General features: G+C 41.3%; 20 protein-coding genes. 12 read left to right on the top strand and 8 right to left on the bottom strand.

Features of this window, described 5'->3' with window-relative positions:
* Positions 1-240: 240 nt before the first annotated feature.
* Positions 241-942 (bottom strand): DUF4294 domain-containing protein, encoded by a 702-nt coding sequence (locus ACM44_RS06880; protein ID WP_048499291.1) that lies wholly within the window; start codon positions 940-942, stop codon positions 241-243.
* Positions 943-996: 54 nt separating this feature from the next.
* Here ACM44_RS06880 and ACM44_RS06875 point away from each other — a divergent pair, with 54 nt between their 5' ends.
* On the top strand, positions 997-2,073 hold the full coding sequence (locus tag ACM44_RS06875) for a M42 family metallopeptidase (RefSeq protein ID WP_048499290.1): 1,077 nt from the start codon (positions 997-999) through the stop codon (positions 2,071-2,073).
* A gap of 152 nt (positions 2,074-2,225) precedes the next feature.
* Positions 2,226-2,876 (top strand): ribulose-phosphate 3-epimerase, encoded by a 651-nt coding sequence (gene rpe, locus ACM44_RS06870; RefSeq protein WP_048499289.1) that lies wholly within the window; start codon positions 2,226-2,228, stop codon positions 2,874-2,876.
* A gap of 2 nt (positions 2,877-2,878) precedes the next feature.
* Here rpe and ACM44_RS06865 read toward each other — a convergent pair whose 3' ends face one another.
* Complete coding sequence (locus ACM44_RS06865) at positions 2,879-3,733, bottom strand: ion transporter (protein ID WP_048499288.1); 855 nt, start codon at positions 3,731-3,733, stop codon at positions 2,879-2,881.
* A 74-nt stretch (positions 3,734-3,807) separates the two neighbouring features.
* Between ACM44_RS06865 and ACM44_RS06860 the strand changes: the two genes are divergently transcribed.
* Both ACM44_RS06860 and ACM44_RS06855 read left to right on the top strand, forming a co-directional pair.
* A complete protein-coding gene (locus ACM44_RS06860; RefSeq protein WP_048499287.1) occupies positions 3,808-4,905 on the top strand; it encodes a Nif3-like dinuclear metal center hexameric protein in 1,098 nt (365 codons plus the stop codon).
* Positions 4,906-4,907: 2 nt separating this feature from the next.
* A complete protein-coding gene (locus ACM44_RS06855; RefSeq protein WP_048499286.1) occupies positions 4,908-5,687 on the top strand; it encodes a zinc ribbon domain-containing protein in 780 nt (259 codons plus the stop codon).
* 175 nt (positions 5,688-5,862) lie between these two features.
* Here ACM44_RS06855 and ACM44_RS06850 read toward each other — a convergent pair whose 3' ends face one another.
* Both ACM44_RS06850 and ACM44_RS06845 read right to left on the bottom strand, forming a co-directional pair.
* Positions 5,863-6,606: a T9SS type A sorting domain-containing protein gene (locus tag ACM44_RS06850; RefSeq protein ID WP_048499285.1), complete on the bottom strand. Its 744-nt coding sequence runs from the start codon at positions 6,604-6,606 to the stop codon at positions 5,863-5,865.
* Between the two features lie 244 nt (positions 6,607-6,850).
* Positions 6,851-7,507 (bottom strand): NAD(P)H-binding protein, encoded by a 657-nt coding sequence (locus tag ACM44_RS06845; RefSeq protein ID WP_048499284.1) that lies wholly within the window; start codon positions 7,505-7,507, stop codon positions 6,851-6,853.
* Positions 7,508-7,590: 83 nt separating this feature from the next.
* On the opposite strand from ACM44_RS06845, the gene ACM44_RS06840 reads away from it, so the two are divergent.
* Positions 7,591-7,944, top strand: coding sequence for an MmcQ/YjbR family DNA-binding protein (locus ACM44_RS06840; protein ID WP_048499283.1), 354 nt, complete (start codon positions 7,591-7,593; stop codon positions 7,942-7,944).
* On the opposite strand, the gene ACM44_RS06835 is transcribed toward ACM44_RS06840, so the two are convergent.
* Positions 7,941-8,861 carry a bifunctional riboflavin kinase/FAD synthetase gene (locus tag ACM44_RS06835; protein WP_048499282.1) on the bottom strand — a complete coding sequence of 307 codons (921 nt, stop codon included), beginning with the start codon at positions 8,859-8,861 and terminating at the stop codon, positions 7,941-7,943. The two genes, ACM44_RS06840 and ACM44_RS06835, sit on opposite strands and share 4 nt — an antisense overlap.
* A 172-nt stretch (positions 8,862-9,033) precedes the next feature.
* On the opposite strand from ACM44_RS06835, the gene atpD reads away from it, so the two are divergent.
* The 4 genes from atpD (at position 9,034) to ACM44_RS06815 (ending at position 14,699) form a co-directional block, all read left to right on the top strand.
* Positions 9,034-10,542 (top strand): F0F1 ATP synthase subunit beta, encoded by a 1,509-nt coding sequence (gene atpD, locus ACM44_RS06830; RefSeq protein WP_048499281.1) that lies wholly within the window; start codon positions 9,034-9,036, stop codon positions 10,540-10,542.
* Positions 10,543-10,618: 76 nt separating this feature from the next.
* Positions 10,619-10,900: a F0F1 ATP synthase subunit epsilon gene (locus tag ACM44_RS06825; protein ID WP_048499280.1), complete on the top strand. Its 282-nt coding sequence runs from the start codon at positions 10,619-10,621 to the stop codon at positions 10,898-10,900.
* Positions 10,901-11,101: 201 nt separating this feature from the next.
* Positions 11,102-11,911 (top strand): glucose 1-dehydrogenase, encoded by an 810-nt coding sequence (locus ACM44_RS06820; protein WP_048499304.1) that lies wholly within the window; start codon positions 11,102-11,104, stop codon positions 11,909-11,911.
* A 115-nt stretch (positions 11,912-12,026) separates the two neighbouring features.
* Positions 12,027-14,699, top strand: coding sequence for an MGH1-like glycoside hydrolase domain-containing protein (locus ACM44_RS06815; protein ID WP_048499279.1), 2,673 nt, complete (start codon positions 12,027-12,029; stop codon positions 14,697-14,699).
* 34 nt (positions 14,700-14,733) lie between these two features.
* Here the strand turns inward: ACM44_RS06815 and rnk are convergent, their stop codons facing one another.
* From rnk to ACM44_RS06800, 3 genes are all read right to left on the bottom strand, one after another.
* Entirely contained in the window at positions 14,734-15,144 is a 411-nt protein-coding gene (gene rnk / locus ACM44_RS06810; RefSeq protein ID WP_048499278.1) for a nucleoside diphosphate kinase regulator, read from the bottom strand.
* Positions 15,145-15,222: 78 nt separating this feature from the next.
* Complete coding sequence (locus ACM44_RS06805; RefSeq protein ID WP_183325412.1) at positions 15,223-16,494, bottom strand: aminotransferase class I/II-fold pyridoxal phosphate-dependent enzyme; 1,272 nt, start codon at positions 16,492-16,494, stop codon at positions 15,223-15,225.
* Positions 16,495-16,608: 114 nt separating this feature from the next.
* Positions 16,609-17,646, bottom strand: a complete 1,038-nt coding sequence (locus tag ACM44_RS06800; protein WP_048499276.1) for a PLP-dependent cysteine synthase family protein — start codon at positions 17,644-17,646, stop codon at positions 16,609-16,611.
* Between the two features lie 220 nt (positions 17,647-17,866).
* On the opposite strand from ACM44_RS06800, the gene ACM44_RS06795 reads away from it, so the two are divergent.
* From ACM44_RS06795 to kdsA, 3 genes are read left to right on the top strand one after another with little or no spacing between them, the layout of a single operon-like run.
* The gene (locus ACM44_RS06795; protein WP_048499275.1) at positions 17,867-21,352 is read left to right on the top strand and encodes a glycosyltransferase family 117 protein; all 3,486 of its coding nucleotides are present in this window, start codon (positions 17,867-17,869) and stop codon (positions 21,350-21,352) included.
* 46 nt (positions 21,353-21,398) lie between these two features.
* Positions 21,399-21,929, top strand: a complete 531-nt coding sequence (locus ACM44_RS06790; RefSeq protein ID WP_048499274.1) for a DUF1697 domain-containing protein — start codon at positions 21,399-21,401, stop codon at positions 21,927-21,929.
* Between the two features lie 50 nt (positions 21,930-21,979).
* A complete protein-coding gene (gene kdsA / locus ACM44_RS06785; protein WP_048499273.1) occupies positions 21,980-22,789 on the top strand; it encodes a 3-deoxy-8-phosphooctulonate synthase in 810 nt (269 codons plus the stop codon).
* Positions 22,790-22,903: the final 114 nt, after the last annotated feature.

The following is a 22,903-nucleotide window of genomic DNA, read 5'->3' as shown; positions in this document are numbered from 1 at the left end:
GATTCTTTTTCCCACGAAATCGAAGATTCGACAGAGTCAATGCACGAATCATTTCTCATCATAATTCAGACGCAAAGATTTTCTTTCAGCCTGCAAAATTGCATTAAACAAAGATTGCGTATAAATCCGCGGATTAAGCGCGCGCTTAATCAATTCGCTTTAGCGGATAAGACTTTGCTATCTAAAATAGAGCGTAATTAAAATAGAATTCTTTGCGTTTCAAAAAAAATAAACAGCTGCCTATTTCTGCACCTTAAAATCCCGGTAGCCTGGGTATGGAGTCAGATAACCCGCATTCCAATTACTTTGAAGCAGCGATTCGATGAACTGGTCTGTTCGGTCTGCATGGGGGTCATAAGGATCCTTGATGCTCACATCGGCAATATTTCCTTTCACATTCCACCAGAATGCGCTCCACCCGCCGCGAAGCTCTTTGATGATCTCGTAAACATTTTTACCGGTGGCACGGTACATTAATTTTGCGAAAACCCGGCCTTCAGTGGTGGTCAGATCCCGAAGCTGAAGCTCATATTGGCTCGCCAATTCTTTTTGTTTTTCGTTGACGAATTTTCTTTTAGATGGTTTGTCCATATCCTGCATATCTTTCTGGATATCTCGGTACTGCTCCAACGCGGTGAGGAAAAGCGGGTAAACCCGGTAGAGCTTTTTGTTCAGAAAGTAGTAGTAATTTTGGTCCAGGCTGTTGTTGAACCGCGGCTTATTGACCAAAACGAGTTCATCCATGACCACCACGTTTTCTCCGTTGATTTCATAGACCCGCGCTTTTTGAATCTCATCATAATAGTATTTGTTCCCAAATTCATCGGTGCGCAGCAGTTCAGGGGGGTACTCACTGATAGGCTTCAGCTGCTGAATCACTTGAGAATTCAGCGAAAATGCCGAAAACAAAAGAAAAAAGAGCGCATATTTGTTAAATTTCATTATTTTTACTTCCAATTAAATCGAAGCTTACCGCTGCAAAATTCATTCCTTTTTATGAAATTCGAAAATAAATCATTAAAATTCTTACAAGAATACCTCAACACCGCTTCACCAACCGGTTACGAACAGCGTGGCCAGGAACTTTGGATGAACTTTATCAAACCATTTGTGGATAAAATTGAATTTGACCATTACGGAACCTGCTACGGAATCGTGAATCCCGACGCAGAGTTTAAAGTAGTGATTGAAGCTCATGCAGATGAAATCTCATGGTACGTGAATTATATCACAGATGATGGTTTGATCTATGTCATCAGAAATGGCGGTTCCGACCAAATGATCGCGCCTTCAAAAATAGTCCATATTCACGGCGAAAAAGGAGTGGTGAAAGGCGTTTTCGGCTGGCCTGCAATCCACACCAGAATAGGTGCCGAAAAAGAAACCACCCCTAAAATTGAAAATATTTTCATCGATTGTGGCGCAAAAACAAAAAAAGAGGTCGAAGATTTAGGCGTTTTTGTGGGATGCATGATCACTTATCCTGACGAGTTTTTTGAGTTGAACGACCGCTATTTTGTCGGCAGAGCGCTAGATAACAGAATAGGTGGGTTCATGATTGCAGAAGTGGCCAGACTTTTAAAACAAAACAAAGATCAGCTCCCATTCGGATTATATATCACGAATTCGGTACAAGAGGAAGTCGGACTTTATGGCGCAGATATGATCGCAGATACCATTAAGCCAAATATTGCCATCGTGACAGATGTGACGCACGACACCTCGACCCCCATGATCGAAAAGAAAAAGGAAGGCGACCAGAAATGCGGTGACGGACCGGTGATTTTCTTTGCGCCGAGTGTGCATCACCATATCCGCGAACTGGTGGTGGAAACCGCCAAATCAAAGAAAATTCCTTTTCAAAGAGCTGCGGCAAGCCGATCCACTGGAACGGATACCGATGCATTTGCACATTCCAACGGTGGTGTGCCGAGCGCGCTGATCTCTTTGCCTTTAAGATATATGCATACCACTGTGGAAATGGTGGCAAAAGAGGATGTGTCCAATGTGATACAATTGATCTATGAAACACTGCTTAGGATAAAGCCAACGATGAAGTTGAAATACCATTAAGGGAGGACGAAATACGAATTACGAATGAAAAATTAATAATTAGGAATTAACAATTAGTAATTTAAAATTTGAAACTTGAAAACTGGAACTCGAAACATCAAACCTTAAACCTACCTGTCGGCAGACAGGCCTCAAACCTCAAACATTTTTTAATGAAAACAAAACTCATCGCGCCATCTCTGCTGTCGGCGGATTTCGGAAATTTGGAAAGAGATATAGAAATGCTGAACCGCTCGCAGGCAGACTGGCTTCATGTGGATGTGATGGACGGAAGATTTGTTCCCAATATTTCCTTCGGATTCCCGGTGATGAAGACCATCCAGAAATTCTCGAAAAAATTCGTGGATGTGCATCTGATGATCGTGGAACCTGAAAAATATGTGGAACAGTTCATCGAAATGGGGGCGGATTTGGTTTCCGTTCATTACGAAGCGAGTATTCATTTGCACCGGACCATCGACCTGATCCAAAAAAGGGGAGCAAAAGCAGGAGTGGTGCTCAATCCGGCAACCCCGGTTCTGATGTTGGAAGACATCATCGCAGAGGTGGATCTGGTGCTGCTAATGAGCGTGAATCCGGGATTTGGCGGACAAAAATTCATTGAAAATACTTACAAGAAAATCGCGGAAACCAAAGATTTGATCCTTTCGAATAATTCCACCGCCCTGATTCAGGTAGATGGCGGAGTGAATCTAGAAAATGCAGCCAAACTTTTCGATGCCGGCGCAGATGTTTTGGTAGCCGGAAACGCAGTTTTTTCTTCAGAAGATCCGGAGCGCACCATCGAACTGCTGAAGATTTAAAGTTAAGTTCCGGATACGGTTTCCGGTAAATCTTCCGCGGGAAGTTTTTCGCCGCAAGTTTTGCAAAATCTTGCATCAGAATCATTCTGACTGTTTCCGCACCGGATGCAGGAGGTGTTTTTGACCCCTGATTTATTCCTCATTTCATTGGTTACAATCCCGGTCGCAATAATCGCGTATCCGGAAATCATCATGATAATGGAGAATAGTTTTCCCAAAGGAGTGTGGGGAGCCACGTCTCCGTAACCCACCGTGGTGACCGTCACTACAGCCCAGTAAATACTTTGGGGAATACTTTCAAATCCGGGTCTTCCACCCTCAATCATAAAGACAATGGAACCGGAAATCACCGAAAAAATCATTAAAAACAAAAGAAAGATGTAGATTTTTCTGGAACTTTTCCGCATCGCATTGACAATCAGGTAACCGTCGTTCATAAAGTCCATGAGGTTCAGAATCCGGAAAATTCTCAACATTCGGAGCATCCTGAGAATGAGGAAATATTTGGTGATCGGGAAGAACAAACTCAAGTAAAACGGAACAATCGCCAATAAATCAGTAATGCCAAAAAAACTGAAAATATACTCCCGCTTATTTCTGATGGTGATAATCCTAAGCATATATTCCACGGTGAACACAATGCTGATGAAGATTTCCAACAAAATGAAGATTTTATGAAGCTTGGCATCATAGACCTTCACACTTTCCATCATCACAATGAAGGTGCTGATAACAATCAATAACAATAGGATAATGTCAAAAAGCCGACCCATCTTGGTGTCCGACTTGAAGATAATCCTGTAAACCTTCCGTTTCCAACGCACTTTTTCCGGCAAATACGTATGTTCTTTTTGCATAGATTTAAGATTGGTCAGTGCAAACTTAGTGAAATGAAGACAAATGATTATCTTCGTTCAAATAATTAGAACTGATGAAAATTAAGGAATTCATAGGTGAATTTGAAAAGAAACTCCCCCTGAAACAGGCGGAAGATTTTGATAATGTGGGACTTATTTGCGGAAATCCGGATCGGGAAATCAGTGGGATGCTGGTTTGTCATGATGCTTTGGAAAATGTGGTCGATGAAGCCATCCGCAAAAATCATAATTTGATTGTGGCATTTCACCCGATCGTTTTTTCTGGCTTGAAATCATTGACAGGAAGGAATTATGTGGAAAAATCGGTAATGAAGGCCATCGAGAATAAAATTGCGATTTACGCGGTCCATACTGCTTTTGACAATGATTTTTACGGCGTGAATTTTGGGATTTGTGAAGCTTTAGGCTTAAAGGATCAAAAAATCCTGATGCCAAAATCCCAAAATTTAAAGAAACTCGAAGTGTATGTGCCGAAAGATTTTGCGGAGCAGGTGAAAACGGCTTTGTTTGAGGCCGGTGCGGGAAATATCGGGTTTTATGACGAATGTAGTTTTTCGATTCCCGGAAAGGGAACGTTCAGACCAATTGAAGGCGCAAACCCATTTTCTGGAACAATGGGCATTCGTGAAAATAGCGACGAAGAAGTGGTTTCCGTGATTTTTGAAAACTTTAAGCAAAACCAAATTATCGCCGCCATGAAATCTGCACATCCTTATGAGGAAGTGGCCTACCAAATCATCAGTCTGGAAAATGAGAACCATTTCTCTGGATTGGGAAGATACGGCGATTTGGAAAAAGAAATGGATGAGGCAGATTTCCTGCGTTTCGTAAAAAAGACATTTGACCTGAAAATAATTCGCCATTCCGGATTTAATTCAAAGAAGATCAGAAGGGTAGGAGTTTTGGGTGGAAGTGGAGCGAGCGGAATTCAGGCAGCATTGGCCAATCGGTGCGACGCCTATTTGACGGGCGACCTCAAGTACCACGATTTCTTTCAAACAGCAGGTAAAATGCTGCTTTGCGACATCGGGCATTTTGAGTCGGAACAATTTGTAACCCAACAATTAGTTGAGATTTTGTCGGAAATTTTTCCTAAATTTGCAGTCTCAAAATCTACCGAGAAAACCAACCCCGTAAATTATTTTCTATAAATATGGCTAAGAAAACTGTAGAAATCTCTGTCGAAGACAAGCTAAGAGCTCTATATGACCTGCAAATCATCGATTCCAGATTAGATGAAATCCGAAACACCAGAGGCGAACTGCCGATTGAGGTGGAAGATCTGGAAATTGAAATTGAAGGGCTTGAAAAAAGGGCTGAGAAATTTCAGTCGGAAATCAAAGAGCAGGACGATGAAATCAAAAATAAAAATGAAGTCATCAACCATTCCAAATCTTTGATCGAAAAGTACAAGAGTCAACAGGACAATGTGCGAAATAACAAAGAGTTCGAGGCACTTGGAAAAGAAATCGAGTTCCAGGATCTGGAAATCCAGCTGGCTGAAAAAAGAATCAAAGAATTTAGTGCCAAAATTGCTCATAAAAAAGAAACCCTGGATGAACTCAGTGCTAAAATTGATGAGCTGAAAACGCACTTGAAATTCAAAAAAGAAGAGCTTGACAGTCTGATTGCCGAAACCCAGAAAGAAGAAGAATATCTGTTGGAAAAATCCAAAGAATTCGCGAAAAATATCGACGAGAGACTCCTAGCTTCTTACCAGAGAATCCGCACCAGTTCAAGAAACGGACTTGCTGTGGTAGGTTTGGAAAGAGGTGCGCCAAAAGGTTCTTTCTTCACAATTCCGCCACAAAAACAAATGGAAATTGCACAAAGAAAGAAAATCATCATCGATGAACACTCTGGAAAAATCTTGGTGGACGATGATTTGGTCAACGAAGAAAACGAAAAAATGAAAGACGTGATCAAGTTTTAGACTTGAAAGTATCAAATAATTAAAACCGCTCCAATGGATTTTGGAGCGGTTTTTTAATGCGGTGTCTTCTAGGAAATAATTTTGAAACTATTTAATAGACCGCTTCGAAAACGAACAATCAAAAACGTGAACTGCGTACAGGTTGATTTGAACCAGCCTTATTACCGAGAACAGATTATTGTTTTTTGATGGCTTTTTTAATGGTAATTTGTCCATCAATATTGATTTTCACGGCATAAACTCCTTTTGGCAGCAAACTCACATCCACTCCAAAATGATTACTGCCGGTGGCGGTCTGCATCAATTGGCCATTTAAGTTGTAGATTTCTACCTGTGCTTTTCCTTTTGTGCTAAAGTCGGCGTGGTGTGTCCAATCGGTACTCATCGAAATGGCGTCTGTTTCATTGTCGTTTAAACCCAACTGTCCCCCTGTGTCAACGACCAACACGGCATTGTCGATTAAAATTCCTTCAACTCCGGTACTTCGAACAGAAAAAATGATCTCGGCGCCTGTTGCCATTGGTCCGGTTGTAAACTTGTAGGTAATTTTTTGCCACTCGCTGCCAGCAGCAGAATAGGCAGTGTAGCTTGAGTAATCGCTTCCAAGCCATGCATTTCTTACTTCGCCACTACCTTTCACATAAAAAGTCAAAATATAGTTGGTATCCGCTGTCAGATTGACGGCTTGCGAACTGAATCTTCTGTGCGTGGTTGATGAGTTGTCCAATTTTATAGATTTTAAACCGTCTTGTGCATCATCAGATACGTTCATGCTCGCAATTCCTAAATTAGTTGCGGAGCCAAGCCAGCCATCGGGATTTCCGGAAGTCCAATTTTCAAAACTACCATTGACCAATAAATTCTGAGCACTCAATGACAGTAAAAAAACCAATGCAAATACAGTAAATATCTTTTTCATTTTTTAATTTTAGCCGCAAAGATAAACCATACCTATTGACTTTTTCGGGGATTTACATTTTTTTCTATCGTTTATTTCCAATTACAGAATCAAATGTAGCCTGAAAAACCAAAACATAACTTTCGCTTTCAATTTGGTGTCGCACCAAAATGGAATTTAGCGGACGAAAAAATCAAAATAGGAGTTGAAATGATTCCGGAAAATATGGAATTCCAAATGGTTCAATTTTTTTAACCCCATTTTCTTATTGTTTTGTTTTTTCCGCAAAGTTGAAAATGCATCCGAGTTTAATTTTGGAATAACCATAGGATTTGATCTTCGAGGAGTTTACCATCGCTTGTGCCAAAACTGCAGTAGGCAATGGCTTTTGGCTTTCGAGCATGCCAAGTTTGTTCGCGAATTTGATGATTTTTCCCCCTAAAACTTCACCGGTTCGGTCCGTGTCTTTTCTTTCGAGCATTCCCGGCTGGAAGATGGTGATTTTGTGGAAGTGGAGGTTTTTTACGGCCTGCTCCAGTTCGCCCTTCATTCGCGAGTAAAAGATTTTTGAGTTTGGATTTGCACCATAAGACGAAACCAAAATATAGTCTTCCACTTCATTTTCCCGTGCGGCTTTGGCGAAATGGTATTGGTACCCGAAATCCACTTTTCGCTGTGCCTCTTTGCTACCTGCGGTTTTCAGGGTGGTTCCGAGGCAGGAGAAAGCCACATCACCTTTTACCAAATCCTTCCATTCCTCGGGTTTTTCAAAATCCACCACATGGGTGTTCAGTTTTGGGTGTTCAATATGTAATGGCTTCCGCACAAATACATCCACCTCCTCGAAATCTTGGTCCTGCAGGAGTTTGTTTACCAAATCTTTTCCGGTAGCGCCAGTCGCGCCGATGACGAGTGCTTTCATAACATGGTTTATAGATCGGCAGTAAAAAGCAATAATGGATAAAATTACTAAATTTGTATATAAGTTCAAAATCGTTGAAGTGTATGGATATGACCGAATTATTAGATCACTGCAACCGCAAAAAAGGAGTGGAGGAAACCTTTCCTTTCAATGAGGAAACCTTGGTCTTGAAAGTAGGAGGCAAAATGTTTATGCTGATTCCCCTGGAAAAGCAGCCACTGACCATTTCCGTGAAAACCGATCCCGAATGGAGCGAGGAACTTCGCGAGCGACATCCGCAGATTACCGGTGCATATCACATGAGTAAAACGCATTGGAATACCGTGGTTTGTGAAGGTTTGAAAAGGGATTTGATTTTGAAACTGGTGGATGCTTCCTATGATCTTGTTTTTTCGTCATTGACGAAGGCGAAACGCGAAGAAGTGATGAATTCCTAACGGTAAAATGCTTCGGTCAGTTTTTTATCCTCATCCAGTCTTTCAATGAGTTTTTCTATGCTTTCAAACTTGATTTCGTCATGCAGGAATTCCCTGAAATTCACGGAGATTTCCTCCCCATAAATGTCAGTCTCAAAATCCAGAATATAAACTTCTGTGGAAAGTGAATTCCCGTCAACGGTGGGATTGGTCCCGATGCTCAACATTCCTTTGAGTTGTTGGTTCTTCACGAAAACGTCCACGATGTAGGCGCCTTTTTTCGGCAAAAGTTTCATGGGATGCACGGAAATATTTGCCGTGGGATAACCGATGGTTCTGCCGATTTTCTTGCCGTGAATCACTTTTCCGGAAACGGAATACACGTAACCCAACATTTCTGCGGCATCTTTCACATTTCCATCCCTTAAAGCATTTCTGATTTGCGTGGAACTGATGTGCCTGCTTTTATAATCCACTGCCTCCACTTGTTCCACTTCAAAACCAAATTCTGCGGCCATCTTTTTCAAGAGGTTGAAGTCGCCGCTTTTATTTTTCCCGAAAGTGTGGTCATAACCGATGATCAGGTGTTTCACGTTCAGTTTTTCTACCAGAATCTGTTCCACGAATTCCGCTCCGGTCAAGTTTCGGAACGGTTCGTCGAATTCTTTTAAGATCAAGTTTTGTACACCGTTTTTTTCCAGAAGGTAAGTTTTTTCGTCGATGGTGTTCAAAAGATGAAGTTCCTCGTCAGGATTGAAAACCTTTCGCGGATGCGGCCAGAAAGTAAACACCGCGGATTCCAGATTTTTCTTTTCTGCAATGGCGTTAAGTTTTTTGATAATGCTTTGATGGCCTTTGTGAACGCCGTCGAACATCCCGATGGAAAGAGAAAGTGGGGTAGTTGAAGAATAGGTGCTTAAGTCTTTAGTGATGTTCAAACCAAGAAATTTTGATTTGCAAAAATATCTATTTTTAAATTAATTAAATGGTTAAATAACTAGGACCATCAATCTGCAAACTTCCAACAAATAATATGACAAAAATCTTCTTGACCCAAAATTGCAGATTTGCCAAATATCACTATATTTGCACACACGAAAAAATTTAGTAATGGCAAACCAGATTAAAGGAAAAATTTCTCAAATTATCGGTCCGGTTATCGACGTGGTTTTTGCAGATGCAGAAGCACTTCCAAAGATTTATGACGCTTTGGAAATCACAAAGCACGATGGGACTAAACTTGTACTTGAAGTAGAACAACATATCGGTGAAGATTCTGTAAGATGTATCGCGATGGATGCTACAGACGGACTTCAAAGAGGTCAGGAAGTGATCGGTTCCGGAAACCAAATCACGATGCCCACTGGTGACGGTGTTTACGGGCGTCTATTCAACGTAGTGGGTGATGCGATCGACGGAATTCAGCAGGTTTCTAAAAATACAGGTCTGCCTATCCACAGAGAAGCACCAAAATTTGACCAACTTTCCACTTCTGCGGAAGTCCTTTTTACAGGAATTAAAGTAATCGACCTGATTGAACCTTATGCAAAAGGTGGTAAAATCGGTTTGTTCGGTGGAGCAGGAGTTGGTAAAACCGTATTGATCCAGGAATTGATCAACAATATCGCTAAAGGACACGGTGGACTTTCCGTTTTCGCAGGTGTTGGTGAAAGAACGAGAGAAGGAAACGACCTTTTGAGAGAAATGCTGGAATCAGGCATTATTAAATATGGTGACGAGTTCATGCACTCCATGGAACAAGGAGGTTGGGATTTGTCTAAAGTGAATCTTGAAGAGATGAAAGACTCTAAATGTACTTTCGTTTTCGGACAGATGAACGAGCCACCTGGAGCAAGAGCGAGAGTTGCACTTTCCGGTTTGACCATCGCAGAATATTTCCGTGACGGTGACGGACAAGGACAGGGAAGAGACGTTTTGTTCTTCGTTGACAACATTTTCCGTTTTACACAGGCTGGTTCAGAGGTATCTGCACTTTTGGGAAGGATGCCGTCTGCAGTAGGTTACCAACCAACTCTGGCTTCCGAAATGGGTGCGATGCAGGAAAGAATAACTTCCACCAAGAACGGTTCCATTACTTCCGTTCAGGCGATCTACGTTCCTGCGGATGACTTGACTGACCCGGCTCCGGCAACAACTTTTGCCCACTTGGATGCAACTACCGTATTGGACAGAAAAATTGCTTCATTGGGTATTTATCCGGCGGTGGATCCATTGGCTTCAACTTCAAGAATCTTGACCCCTGAAATTTTGGGTAACGAACATTACGATTGTGCACAAAGAGTAAAAGAAATCCTTCAGAAATACAAAGCATTGCAAGATATCATCGCGATTCTTGGGATGGAAGAACTTTCAGAAGAAGATAAGCTTGCAGTGTACCGTGCAAGAAAAGTGCAGAGATTCCTTTCCCAGCCGTTCCACGTTGCAGAACAGTTTACCGGTTTGAAAGGAGCATTGGTGGACATCAAAGATACCATCAAAGGTTTCAACATGATCATCGACGGTGAGTTGGATCACCTTCCGGAAGCTGCTTTCAACCTGAAAGGAACCATCGAGGAAGCGATTGAGCACGGCCAGAAAATGTTGGCAGAAAACGCATAATTAGAAAATAGAAGAAAGAAAAAAGAACATAAATTTTGCCTTTTTTCTTTGCTCTTTACTCTTTAAGTCTGAAATAATGAATATTAAGATATTAACTCCGGAATTTGTGGTTTTTGAAGGCGAAGTGGATTCAGTTCTTCTTCCCGGAAAAAATGGCGATTTCCATATCAAGAGAGATCACGCAGCAATTGTGGCTTCCCTGAATGGTGGAAAGGTAAGGATTTACACCAATGAGATTGCCGAAAATTTTGCAAAACATTTCACCAAGGAAAATGAAAAAGACAGCGTCTATTCGTTTCCGGTAAAAAGTGGAGTGATCGAATTTAGCAATAATAAAGGAATTATTCTAGCTGAGTAATTTTCCCCTTGAACAGGATAAAGATTCCCGAAATTAGTTTTTCGGGAATTTTTTTGTCCCTTTTTTATGAATATCCAATAAAAATGGGGAGCAAAACTAAGTTTTAACAAAACTTTAATTCCGCATTGCCGTTTTGGCTCGAAACTTTCTATTAACTTTGAGTGAATGGAGAAAATATTCAATTCTAAATCTTTAATTAAAATGGAAGTTTCCCTGAAAAATCAAGTCGCAATCATCACAGGTTCATCCAGTGGAATCGGTGCCGGAATCGCTAAATCAATGGCGGAATCGGGAGCTACTGTAATCGTGAATTATCCTTTTGCTGGAGCACTTGAGCAAGCCAACGCAGTTTTGAAAGAAATCACCGACCATGGCGGAAACGGAATCGTCTATATGTGCGATGTATCCAAAGAAGACCAAGTGATAAAGATGTTTCAGGATGTGGTTTCACAATTTGGAACGGTGGATATTTTGGTCAATAATGCTGGAATCCAGAAAGATGCCCCATTCACAGAAATGACCTTTGACCAATGGAATGCCGTAATCGGAGTAAACCTCACCGGGAACTTTCTATGCGCAAGAGAAGCCATTAAGGAATTTTTGCGAAGAGGAATTGATACCTCGCGTTCCATCGCCTGTGGCAAAATCATCCATATTTCATCCGTTCATGAAATCATTCCTTGGTCGGGACACGCCAATTACGCATCGAGCAAAGGTGCGATCAGAATGTTGATGCAGACTTTAGCACAGGAATATGGCAGACAAAAAATCCGGGTGAACTCCATTTGTCCGGGAGCAATCCAAACACCTATCAATACGAATGCATGGAACACCGCGGAAGCATTAGATTCCTTATTAAAACTGATTCCTTATGACCGAATCGGGCAACCGGAAGATATTGGAAACCTCGCCGTTTTCCTGGCAAGCGACAAAGCCGACTATATTTCCGGAACATCTGTTTTTATTGATGGCGCCATGACCACTTTTGAATCATTCTCAACCGGAGGATAATTTTTATCGGATTTCTTTGAAGGAGTGTCTTTATTGTAGCCTGCGGAGAAGACTGGGTGGTCAAAAAATCCAAACCAAATCAAACCATTGCAAATCATCTCAAACTGAAAATCAAATGGTAGAAAAATCAAGAATTCCCGATATCTCCTGGAAAAAATGGGGTCCCTATGTAAGCAACCGAGAATGGGGGCTCGTTCGCGAAGATTACAGTGCAAATGGCGACGCATGGAATTATACCACACACGATTCTGCGGAAGCAAAAACCTACAGATGGGGCGAAGAAGGAATTTGCGGAATTTGCGATGATAAGCAGTTGCTCGTTTTTTCCCTCGGTGTGTGGAATAAAAAGGACAAAATGGTGAAGGAAAGGTTTTTCGGGTTAACCAATGGTCAAGGAAATCACGGCGAAGATGTCAAGGAATATTACTATTATTTAGACAATGTCCCGACCCATTCTTATATGAAGATGTTGTATAAATATCCTCAAAATGCTTTTCCATACGAAGAACTTTTACAAAAAAATGCGGAAGCCGGAAAACAGAATCCGGAGTTTGAGCTGATTGATACGGGCATTTTTGACCAAAATGAATATTTCGACATTTTCATTGAATACGCCAAAGCTTCTCAAGAAGATATTCTGGTAAAAATTACCGTGGTGAACAGATCTTCAAATGACGCACCACTTATTTTGCTGCCCACGATTTGGTTCAGAAATACGTGGAGTTGGGGTTATGATGGCTATAAACCGCAACTTTCATCCGGATCGGAAAATGGGATGATGATCGACCATCGGGAAGTAGGAATTAAAAACTTTTACGCTAAAAATTCCTCCACAAAAGCTTTTTGCGAAAACGAAACCAATGTTAAGAAACTTTATTTGCAGCCTAATTTAGCGAAATTCTGCAAAGATGGTATCAATGATTTTGTGGTGAATGGGAATTCGTCGGCCATTAATGCAGAAGAAAAGGGAACGAAAGCAAGTTTTATCATTGATGAAACGATTTCCGGAAATTCCACCCGGGTTTTTGAATTCAGATTAAGTGACCAAAGCTTTGATGAACCTTTCAGGGATTTTGATGAAATCTTTAATTTAAGGCAAAAAGAAGCAGACGACTTTTATGCAGATATTCAAAAGGGGATTTCATCTGATGATGAAAAATTGGTTCAAAGACAGGCGTTTGCAGGAATGTTGTGGAGTAAACAATTTTATCACTACAATGTGGAAAAATGGTTGAAGGGAGATCCCGCAGAAATCCGGCCACCAAAATCGAGGGAAGAAATCCGAAATTTCGATTGGAAGAATTTTAATGCGTTCGACATTATCTCTATGCCAGACAAATGGGAGTATCCTTGGTTTGCGACTTGGGATTTGGCTTTTCACACGATCAGTTTTTCATTGATGGACCCGGATTTTGCAAAACAACAGCTGAAATTACTGACTTTGGAATGGTTCATGCATCCGAATGGGCAGCTTCCTGCCTATGAATGGAATTTTTCTGATGTGAATCCGCCGGTTCACGCATGGGCGGCATTTCGGGTTTTTAAAATTGACGAAAAATTAAATGGAAAACCGGACCTTGAATTTCTGGAAGGCGTCTATCAAAAACTGTTGATGACTTTCACTTGGTGGGTTAATAAAAAAGACAGCAATGGAAACAATATTTTCGAAGGCGGATTTCTGGGACTCGACAATATAGGTGTTTTCGATAGAAATATGGATTTACCAAACGGAGAACGATTAGAACAGGCGGATGGAACAAGCTGGATGGCGATATTTGCACTCAATATGATGAGAATCGCGATGGAATTAGCGCTCTATAATAAGGTTTATGAAGAACTGGCTACCAAATTCTTTGAACACTTTCTGAGTATTGCAGATGCTTTAGACAATATGGGGGAAAGCAATTTTTCGCTCTGGGATGACGAAGATGAATTTTTCTACGACGCACTTTCTGCGGAGGATGGAACGAACATATTTTTGAGAATAAGAACGATAGTCGGATTGATTCCAATGTTTGCGGTAGAAGTGATCGAGGATGAAATCGTGGAGAAATTACCGCGGTTTAAGGAAAGAATGGACTGGGTCCTGGAAAACAAGCCGGAACTTGCCGCACTGGTTTCTCATTGGCAGGTGAAAGGAAGCGAGTCCAAGCATTTGCTATCGCTTTTGCGGGGGCATCGTTTGAAAAAGTTGTTGGAAAGGATGCTCGATGAAAAAGCGTTTTTGAGCGATTTCGGAATTCGTGCTTTATCCAAAGAATATGAGGCAAATCCATTCACCTTGAAGCTGAACAATATTGATTATTCCGTAAAGTATCTCCCGGCAGAAAGCGATTCGGGAATGTTTGGCGGGAACAGCAACTGGCGAGGACCTATCTGGTTTCCGGTAAATTCACTGATCATCGAAAGTTTACAGCGATTTTTCTTTTATTACAGCCCCGACTTTAAAGTGGAATGTCCGACCGGAAGCGGAAATTATTTGAATCTCGACGAGATTGCCGATTTTCTGAGCAAGCGTTTGGCGAGTTTATTCTTAAAGGATGAAAACGGAAAACGCCCTTTCAACGGACAATACCCGAGATTTCAGGAAGACGTGAACTTCAAGGATTATATTCTGTTTTACGAATATTTTCATGGAGACAGTGGAAGGGGAGTTGGCGCTTCCCATCAAACCGGCTGGACCGGAATTATTGCAAAACTTCTGCAGCCACGGCTCTCTAAACTGGAAATTGGAGAGGCGCAAACCAAATCGCCGGAAGCACAAAAAAATCCCATCCAGAAAAACTGAAATGGGTTGTATTGCTCTGTGCCGTGTTCACCCGTCATAAATCCAGGTCACCGGCTGCTTCGGGTTGATAAATAATTTCGTCGATGATGATTTTCGTGGCACCCGACGGCACAAGCCAATCGATTTCATCATCAACTCCATACCCAATCAAGGCCGCTGCTACCGGGGAAAAAATCGAAACTTTTCCGTTTTTGAAATCCGCCTGGTTGGGATAAACGATTTGAAACTGCATCTCCTTCTTGTTATTTTCAAAATGGAATTTCACAATGGAGTTCATGGTTACCACATCTGCCGGAATTTCCTCAGATTTCACCACTTTTGCCGAATGGAGCTCGGTCAGCAGTTTCTCCGCTTCCTCTTTCTTGATGGAGTTGCTTTGTTTTGCATTCGTTATGGCCTGATGAATTCTGGCGTAATCGTTTTTGGTAATTAAAATTTGTTTCATAAATTTTCTGTGTTGATTTTAAAGCTAAAAAAACCGTTTGAATTTTTCAAACGGTTGATATCAATGTTTTGAAAAATTCTAAATCTCCTTAAAAGATAAATTTTGCTCCTCTAAAAGTTTGTTGGCCTGTTCTTTATAAACGCCGGCAACTAATTTTTCGTGGATGCTTTCAAAAGCGGCAAGGGTTTCGTCAATCTCTGAATCTGTGTGTGAAGCAGTAGGAATCAAACGTAACAAAATCATGCCTTTGGGAATGACCGGATAGACCACCACCGAAGTGAAGATTCCATAATTTTCTCTCAAATCCCTGGAAAGCAAGGTTGCTTCTACAGGGGTTCCCTCCATATAGACGGGGGTGACGCAGGTATTGGTATTTCCCAGATTGAATCCTCTTGCTCTCAATCCGTCCTGCAGTTTATGAACGTTGTACCAAAGTTTTTCCTTGATTTCAGGTCTTGATCGGAGGAGTTCCAATCTTTTCAAACCTCCGATGACCATTGGCATCGTCAAAGATTTTGCAAATACTTGCGACCGCAAATTATATTTTAAAATTCTGATAATATCTTTTTCACCAGCGATAAACGCTCCAAATCCCGCCATTGATTTCGCAAATGTCGAGAAATAGACGTCGATTTGTTCTTGGCAACCTTGTTCTTCACCTGCTCCGGCTCCGGTTTTACCTAAAGTTCCGAATCCATGGGCATCATCAACCAAAAGTCTGAACCGGAATCGGTCTTTTAAGGCACAAATTTCCTTCAGTTTTCCCTGTTCGCCACGCATTCCGAAAACACCTTCGGTAATTACCAGAATTCCGCCGCCTTGTTCTTCTGCGACTTTGGTGGCTCTTTCCAGGTTTTTTTCCAGGCTTTCTACATCATTATGTCTGAACATGAAGCTTTTGCCCATATGCAGCCGAACACCATCCACGATGCAGGCATGCGCATCCGAATCGTAAACAATGACATCATGTCTGGAAACCAGCGCATCTATGGTGGAAAGCATTCCTTGGTAACCAAAATTCAAAAGATAGGCTGCTTCTTTTCCCACGAATTCCGCCAGTTCTCTTTCAAGCTGTTGGTGCTGTTCGGTTTCGCCGGACATTGCCCGTGCTCCCATGGGATAAAACATTCCGTATTCTGCGGCTGCTTTTGCATCTGCCTCCAAAACTTCCGGGTGGTTGCAAAGTCCCAGATAATCATTAGCGCTCCAAAAAATGACCTCTTTTCCCTGGAACATCATTCTGGGGCCAATCTTACCTTCCAATTTTGGAAAAACAAAATAACCTTCACCATAATCTGCAAATTGTCCCAATGGACCGGGGTTTTCTTTTAGCCGGTCAAAAATATCTATCATTATAATAAGTAATTTTAGTTTTAAAAGTAATTAACAAAGTTAGCGAAATCTGAAATCAAATAAAAACCTTTTGCGTTTAAACAAAAGGCTTTAGGATAAGTTCTTATTTTGTTATTTAACGAATTCTGTTTTGAAAACTTCTTCGTAATTGTGTACACAATTGTTTAGGAATCCTTGTTCTGCCATCCATTGATCACTGTAAACTTTCGTGATGTATCTGGAACCGTGATCCGGAAATATGGCCACCACCACGTCTTCGGTGGAAAGTTCGTGTGAAATGCCGTATTGAATCAAACCTTGAACGACGGCGCCTGTGGTATAACCTCCCATGATAGCTTCTTTTAGGGCGATTTCTCTGGTCCGGTACGCAGACATCTCGTCATTCACCCTCACAAATTCATCTACAAGTTCAAAATGAAGCGCAGAAGGAATCAGATTTTTTCCCATTCCCTCTATCTGGTAAGGGTGGATTTCGTCTTTGTTGATTTCTCCGGTTTCGTGAAATCCTTTGAGGATTGATCCGGAAGCATCAACGCCGATTACTTTAATATCTGGATTTTTTTCTTTTAAATATTTTGCTGAGCCGGAAAGAGTGCCGCCGGTTCCGGTGCAGGCAATCAGGTGAGTGATTTTTCCCTGAGTCTGTTCCCAGATTTCCGGGCCTGTTGTTCTGTAATGAGCATCAACATTGAGTTCGTTGAAATATTGGTTGATGTAGATCGATCCCGGAGTTTCTTCGTGGATTCTCTTCGCAACTTCATAGTAAGATCGGGGATCATCTGCAGGAACATTTGCGGGACAAATGTAAACTGTAGCTCCAAGTGCCTTTAAATAGGCAATTTTCTCGGCTTTTGTTTTGTCGCTTACCGCCAAAATACATTGGTATCCTTTGATGATGCAGACCATTGCGAGGGAAAAACCGGTGTTTCCAGAGGTAGTTTCTACCACAGTGGAGCCGGGTTTCAGTATGCCTTTTTCTTCGGCAGCCTCAATGATGTGTATTGCGATTCTGTCTTTGGTGGAATGTCCTGGATTATAAGATTCTAATTTGGCATAAACAGTTGCCGGAATATCCTTGGTCACCGTATTCAGTTTAACCATTGGAGTATTGCCGATTAAGCCTAGAATGTTTTCGTAAACATTAGTCATTTTTCGTCATTTTTCTCAATAAATCCATTTGCAAAAATACTAAAAAAATAGTAACTCAACAATAGAACGTGGTATTTGCTATCCTAAACATAATAATGAAGCCATGGTGGGCAACATTCTAAAGTTTCGGAAGGCAAAAATCACGCCACAACTTAATTTTTTGTTAAAATCCGGATAGAATAAAGGAAAAACCTTATTTTCGCATGATTGAAATCTATTTATGAAGAACTGGACCTTTAAAAAGTGGAATACCGTTTTGGGATGGGTAATGTTTGTAATTGCCTTTTTCACCTATCTTTCAACGATTGAACCCAATTTTAGTTTTTGGGACTGCGGCGAGTACATCTCCTCGGCGGTAAAGCTTGAAGTGACGCACGCTCCCGGAGCCGCACTTTTTCAATTGGTGGGTGCAGTTGCTGCGATGTTTGCGTTTGGGAACGGAGCGAATTATTCGGTGGTGATTAATGCCATGTCTGCGCTTTTCAGTGCATTTACGATTTTGTTCCTGTTTTGGACCATCACGCATTTGGTCCGAAGACTTTTTGATAAAGATTTTGAAGAAATTTCAAAAAATCAGGAAATTGCGGTTTTGTTTGCCGGTGCGGTGGGAGCACTTTGTTTCACTTTTTCGGATACCTTTTGGTTTTCTGCCGTGGAAGGTGAAGTTTATGCGATGGCTTCCATGTTCATAGCGCTTCTGGTTTGGCTCATCACCAAATGGGAAAATGAATACCATGAAGTGGATAACGAAAGATGGCTCATCTTGATTTTTTTTGTAACCGGTTTGTCGGTTGGGGTGCACATGATGTGTATGCTTGCGATTCCAGCAGTTTGTTTAATGTATTATGCCCGAAATTACACCTTCACCTGGAAGGGTTTTCTGTGGGCCAACTTGATTACCTTACTGATTTTAAGTATTGTATTTAAAGGGATTTTCCCATTGATCATGACTTTCTTCGGCAAAGTGGAAATTTTTGCGGTCAACGGAATTGGACTGCCGTTCCACTCCGGAACAGTGATCGCCTTTATCATTCTCATTGCGGTGTGCTATTTCGCCATTAATTTCGCCAGAAAATCAGGGAAAGGAATCTACCAAACTGCTGTTTTATCGGCGGTTTATATGATCATTGGTTTTGCATGCTGGATGGTGATTCCAATCAGAGCTACTGCAAATCCTCCCATGAACCTGAACAATCCGGACAATGCCATTGGAATGTTGGATTATTACAACCGGGAACAATACGGTGATTGGCCCACTTCTTACGGACAGAATTATACGGCTTATCTCGATGCCAACGGAATCCAGAAAAATGAGGACGGCAGTTTCAAAACACAAAAAACTGGCGACGTTTATGAAAAGGATGAAAGCACCGGAACCTACCGAAAAGTTGGTGAGCGATTTAATTATGTGTTCAGCAAAGATCATGTGAGCTTTTTCCCAAGAATGTTCAGCGAAGACAAAGATGTGATGCAAAACTACATTTCAATGTACGGAGCACCGGATTTTTCATTTAATTATGCCAATGAAGACATTGCAGACAGTCCGGAAGCCAAGCAGTTATTTGAGGAACTGCGGGCAAAATATGAAGACGGTTCCATCAAGGCATCGGATTACTTAAAGGTAAGACCCTATAACCTCATTAATGTGCAAAAGCCTTCACTGGCTCAAAACTTAGATTATTTCTTTACTTTCCAGAATGGATATTATTTCGTCCGCTACTTGTTGTGGAACTATGTAGGAAGACAAAATGATCTGGAAGGAAACATGGAAAACACCAAAGGAAACTGGATTTCCGGGATTTCGTTTATTGACAATATGATGTATGGCGACCAAAGCAAAATGCCGGCGAAATATAAAAACGAATCTACTGTTGCATTTTTCTTTTTACCGCTTTTATTGGGACTAATTGGGTTTTTCTTCCAACTCAATAGGGATTTTGGAAGGTTTTACGCGATTTTGTCCCTGTTTGTGATCACCAGTGTCGGAATCATTTTCTATACCGGAGTGAAACCTTTTGAAGTGAGGGAAAGAGATTACGCCATGGTCGGTTCTTTCTATGCTTTTGCAATCTGGATCGGACTTGGAGCGGCAGCGATTCTTTGGTTTATTCAGGAGAGGGTGAAAGCCAAAACCGTCAATTTACTTGCCGGAGCAGTTCTTTGCGGAATTCCTTTGATGATGGGTTTCCAAAATTATAATGTGCACGATCGAAGCAACCGATATGCTGCTTATGATTACGCCTATTCCACCCTCAAATCACTTCCGAAAAATGACATTCTCTTTGTTTATGGTGACAATGACACCTACCCAATTTGGGGCATGCAGGAAACTTCGGGATTGAGAGATGATGTGAAAGTGGTTAATTTTACTTTGCTATCCACCCCTTGGAACATCGATCAGGTCAAAAGGAGAACCTATAATTCCATGCCGGTTCCTTCCATTTTTGAGCACGAAGATTACCGGGACGGAAGCAATGACCAGATTTATCTGATGGATAAAACGGATTGGGAAAATGTTTTTGCCAACCTAAAAGATTCTGGCGCATCTGATGAAGCATTCGCCGAATTCAGAAAGTATCTCACTCAGGATTCCATGACGCTGAAAGAGGCGGTGAACTTCATCAAACACAAATCTCCCGGAAAAGACGAAATCCTGAAAATGCTATATGGTGAGGAAAGATTTGAAAAGTTCAACTTTTTACCCGTTACCAAATTTGTACTGCCGGTAAATAAAGGGAATGCAGTGAAGTCGGGAACCATCGAAGCAAAAGATCTTTCAAAAACAGTTGATCAAATTTCTATTTCCTACAAAGGACGCAGCATGTTCAAAAATAATTTGCTGTTGATGGATATTTTGGCCAATTTCGATTGGAAAAGACCGATAAATTTCTCAACAGGAGGAATTTATGATCCCGAAAATATTTTCTTCCTTGGAGATTATCTGCAGTTTGACGGATTCAGCTATCGTCTGGTTCCAATTCATACCCCGGAAAAAGAGGATGGCGAAATGGGAAGAGTAGATGCAAACTCGCTCTACCAAACCGTGAAAAATTTCCGTTGGGGAAATTTCAAAGACCTGAAGGTGCATTTCGACGAAACTTGTACCCAGAATATCGTGAGTTACCGAAGCTCGGCAAGCAGAGCCGCAGAAGCACTCGCGCTTTCCGGACAAAAAAATAAGGCGGTTGAGCTTTTGGATTTGGCATCGAAAGAGATTCCGGTTTCAAAATACAATGATCCCCGATCCTTGAGTGCGATTGTGTACGCCTACATAGTTTCCGGCCAGGAGCAAAAAGGCCTGCAACTTGCAGAACAGCTGAAAAAAGATATCTTTACAGAATACGACTACTATACCGGGCTTTCCAATAGACAGCAAAAATTCGTTGGTCGCGCAATGCGTACAAAACCTGTCGAATATTCACTGGTAGTCGCTGCCGTTTCCGATGCCTACAACAAAATTGGGCAAAAAGACAAGGGTTACAGTTATTTGGTGAAATCGCTTGAAATCATTGACAAGCGTTTTGATAATTTCATTAAGGATCTGCAAATCATGGGTAAAGAAAAAGCTTATAAAAATGCAGATAAAGTACAGTTGATCAGCCCTTTCTATACTTACCTTTTTGACGTGATGAATCCTTATGATTCCACTTATGCCAAAGAAAAACAAGCTCAGATGACTGACGCGATGATGAAGGCGACCCAATAGTTTTGAGTATTAAAATGGACTTTTTACCCGAAATGCTGAAACCAATATGGCGAATCGTTTTTGTGCATTCCTTCGCGGAGTCAATGTGAATGGTACTTCCATGAAAATGGCAGAAGTCTGTAAAGTTTTTTCTGACGCAGGAATGGAAGAGGTGACTTTTGTTTTGGCGACAGGAAATATTCTTTTTTATTCCCCCAAAAATGCACTTGAACTGAAAGGAATTCTTGAAAAGTCAATGTCTGAACATTTTAAATACGAAGCATTTCTTTTCATTAAAACCAAAGAAGAGCTGGAAAAAATCTTTGACCAAAACCCTTTTGAACCATCGCCCGATAATCATATTTACGTTTTTCTGGGCGTTGAAAATATTGAAAATGTTTTATGGGAAGAGTTCCAAAAATCAGATGCTGCTGAAAACGAAAATGGCAAAATCGTTGGCAACACTTTCTATTGGAAAATCCCGAAGGGAAATACGCTAGGTTCAAGTTTCGGAAAAATTCTGGGCAAAAAATCCTTGAAGGCTCAAATGACTTCGCGCAATATCAATACTTTTGAAAAGATCCTGAAAAAGATTTGAAAATCATTATTTTTGCATAGAAATCTGAAATCAAGTAACTCCGAACCCTTATGATCCAATACCTCGAAAACATCCACCACAAAAATTCTAAAAACTTTTTCCTGATCGCCGGTCCTTGCATCATCGAAGGTGAAGATATGGCATTGAGAATTGCCGAAAAAGTTATCGAAATCACCAACAAATACGAAATTCCATACATCTTCAAAGGAAGCTTCAAAAAAGCCAATCGGAGCCGTGTGGATTCCTTCACTACAATCGGTGAGGAAAAATCACTAGAAATCCTAAAAAAAGTTGGGGAGACCTTCCATATTCCAACTACGACGGATATTCATGAAAATGAACACGCCGCATTGGCCGCCCAATATGTAGATGTTTTACAGATTCCGGCTTTCTTGGTGAGACAAACCGATTTGTTGGTTGCCGCTGCAAAAACCGGAAAATGTGTTACTTTGAAAAAAGGCCAGTTCCTTTCGCCAGAATCCATGAAATTTGCGGTAGAAAAAGTGAAAGATTCAGGAAATGAAAAAACCGCAATCATCGAAAGGGGAAATTCTTTCGGTTACACTGATTTGGTGGTAGATTTTCGCGGAATTCCCACTATGCAGCAGTTTGCTCCGGTAATTCTGGATGTGACGCATTCTTTGCAGCAACCCAATCAAAATTCAGGCGTCACCGGAGGAAGGCCTGAACTCATAGAAACCATTGCCAAAGCGGGAATCGCAGTAGGTGCAGACGGACTTTTCATCGAAACACATCCCGATCCAAGCGTAGCTTTATCCGATGGTGCAAATATGTTGAAGCTGGACAAGCTAGAAGATCTGCTGCAAAAATTAACCAGGGTGAGAGAAGCGATTCTGTAATTTTTTGTTATCTTTAAATCCTAAATTTTCCGCATTGAAAAACTACGCCTTATTATTTTTATTGCTTCCCTTCTTTGCCTTCGCGCAAATCAACCTGAAAGTCCTCGATGAAAA

Source organism: Chryseobacterium koreense CCUG 49689 (assembly GCF_001045435.1).
In the GTDB taxonomy this organism is placed as follows: domain Bacteria; phylum Bacteroidota; class Bacteroidia; order Flavobacteriales; family Weeksellaceae; genus Kaistella; species Kaistella koreensis.
Note: the sequence above shows the minus strand (reverse complement) of the source record. Positions and strands in the feature narration are given on the sequence as shown.

What these genes read in the sequence shown, in the direction of transcription:
- ACM44_RS06880 (WP_048499291.1), bottom strand. Translation starts at nt 942, where the DNA reads ATGAAATTTAACAAATATGCGCTCTTTTTTCTTTTGTTTTCGGCATTT.
- ACM44_RS06875 (WP_048499290.1), top strand. Translation starts at nt 997, where the DNA reads ATGAAATTCGAAAATAAATCATTAAAATTCTTACAAGAATACCTCAAC.
- rpe (WP_048499289.1), top strand. Translation starts at nt 2,226, where the DNA reads ATGAAAACAAAACTCATCGCGCCATCTCTGCTGTCGGCGGATTTCGGA.
- ACM44_RS06865 (WP_048499288.1), bottom strand. Translation starts at nt 3,733, where the DNA reads ATGCAAAAAGAACATACGTATTTGCCGGAAAAAGTGCGTTGGAAACGG.
- ACM44_RS06860 (WP_048499287.1), top strand. Translation starts at nt 3,808, where the DNA reads ATGAAAATTAAGGAATTCATAGGTGAATTTGAAAAGAAACTCCCCCTG.
- ACM44_RS06855 (WP_048499286.1), top strand. Translation starts at nt 4,908, where the DNA reads ATGGCTAAGAAAACTGTAGAAATCTCTGTCGAAGACAAGCTAAGAGCT.
- ACM44_RS06850 (WP_048499285.1), bottom strand. Translation starts at nt 6,606, where the DNA reads ATGAAAAAGATATTTACTGTATTTGCATTGGTTTTTTTACTGTCATTG.
- ACM44_RS06845 (WP_048499284.1), bottom strand. Translation starts at nt 7,507, where the DNA reads ATGAAAGCACTCGTCATCGGCGCGACTGGCGCTACCGGAAAAGATTTG.
- ACM44_RS06840 (WP_048499283.1), top strand. Translation starts at nt 7,591, where the DNA reads ATGGATATGACCGAATTATTAGATCACTGCAACCGCAAAAAAGGAGTG.
- atpD (WP_048499281.1), top strand. Translation starts at nt 9,034, where the DNA reads ATGGCAAACCAGATTAAAGGAAAAATTTCTCAAATTATCGGTCCGGTT.
- ACM44_RS06825 (WP_048499280.1), top strand. Translation starts at nt 10,619, where the DNA reads ATGAATATTAAGATATTAACTCCGGAATTTGTGGTTTTTGAAGGCGAA.
- ACM44_RS06820 (WP_048499304.1), top strand. Translation starts at nt 11,102, where the DNA reads ATGGAAGTTTCCCTGAAAAATCAAGTCGCAATCATCACAGGTTCATCC.
- ACM44_RS06815 (WP_048499279.1), top strand. Translation starts at nt 12,027, where the DNA reads ATGGTAGAAAAATCAAGAATTCCCGATATCTCCTGGAAAAAATGGGGT.
- rnk (WP_048499278.1), bottom strand. Translation starts at nt 15,144, where the DNA reads ATGAAACAAATTTTAATTACCAAAAACGATTACGCCAGAATTCATCAG.
- ACM44_RS06800 (WP_048499276.1), bottom strand. Translation starts at nt 17,646, where the DNA reads ATGACTAATGTTTACGAAAACATTCTAGGCTTAATCGGCAATACTCCA.
- ACM44_RS06795 (WP_048499275.1), top strand. Translation starts at nt 17,867, where the DNA reads ATGAAGAACTGGACCTTTAAAAAGTGGAATACCGTTTTGGGATGGGTA.
- ACM44_RS06790 (WP_048499274.1), top strand. Translation starts at nt 21,399, where the DNA reads ATGGCGAATCGTTTTTGTGCATTCCTTCGCGGAGTCAATGTGAATGGT.
- kdsA (WP_048499273.1), top strand. Translation starts at nt 21,980, where the DNA reads ATGATCCAATACCTCGAAAACATCCACCACAAAAATTCTAAAAACTTT.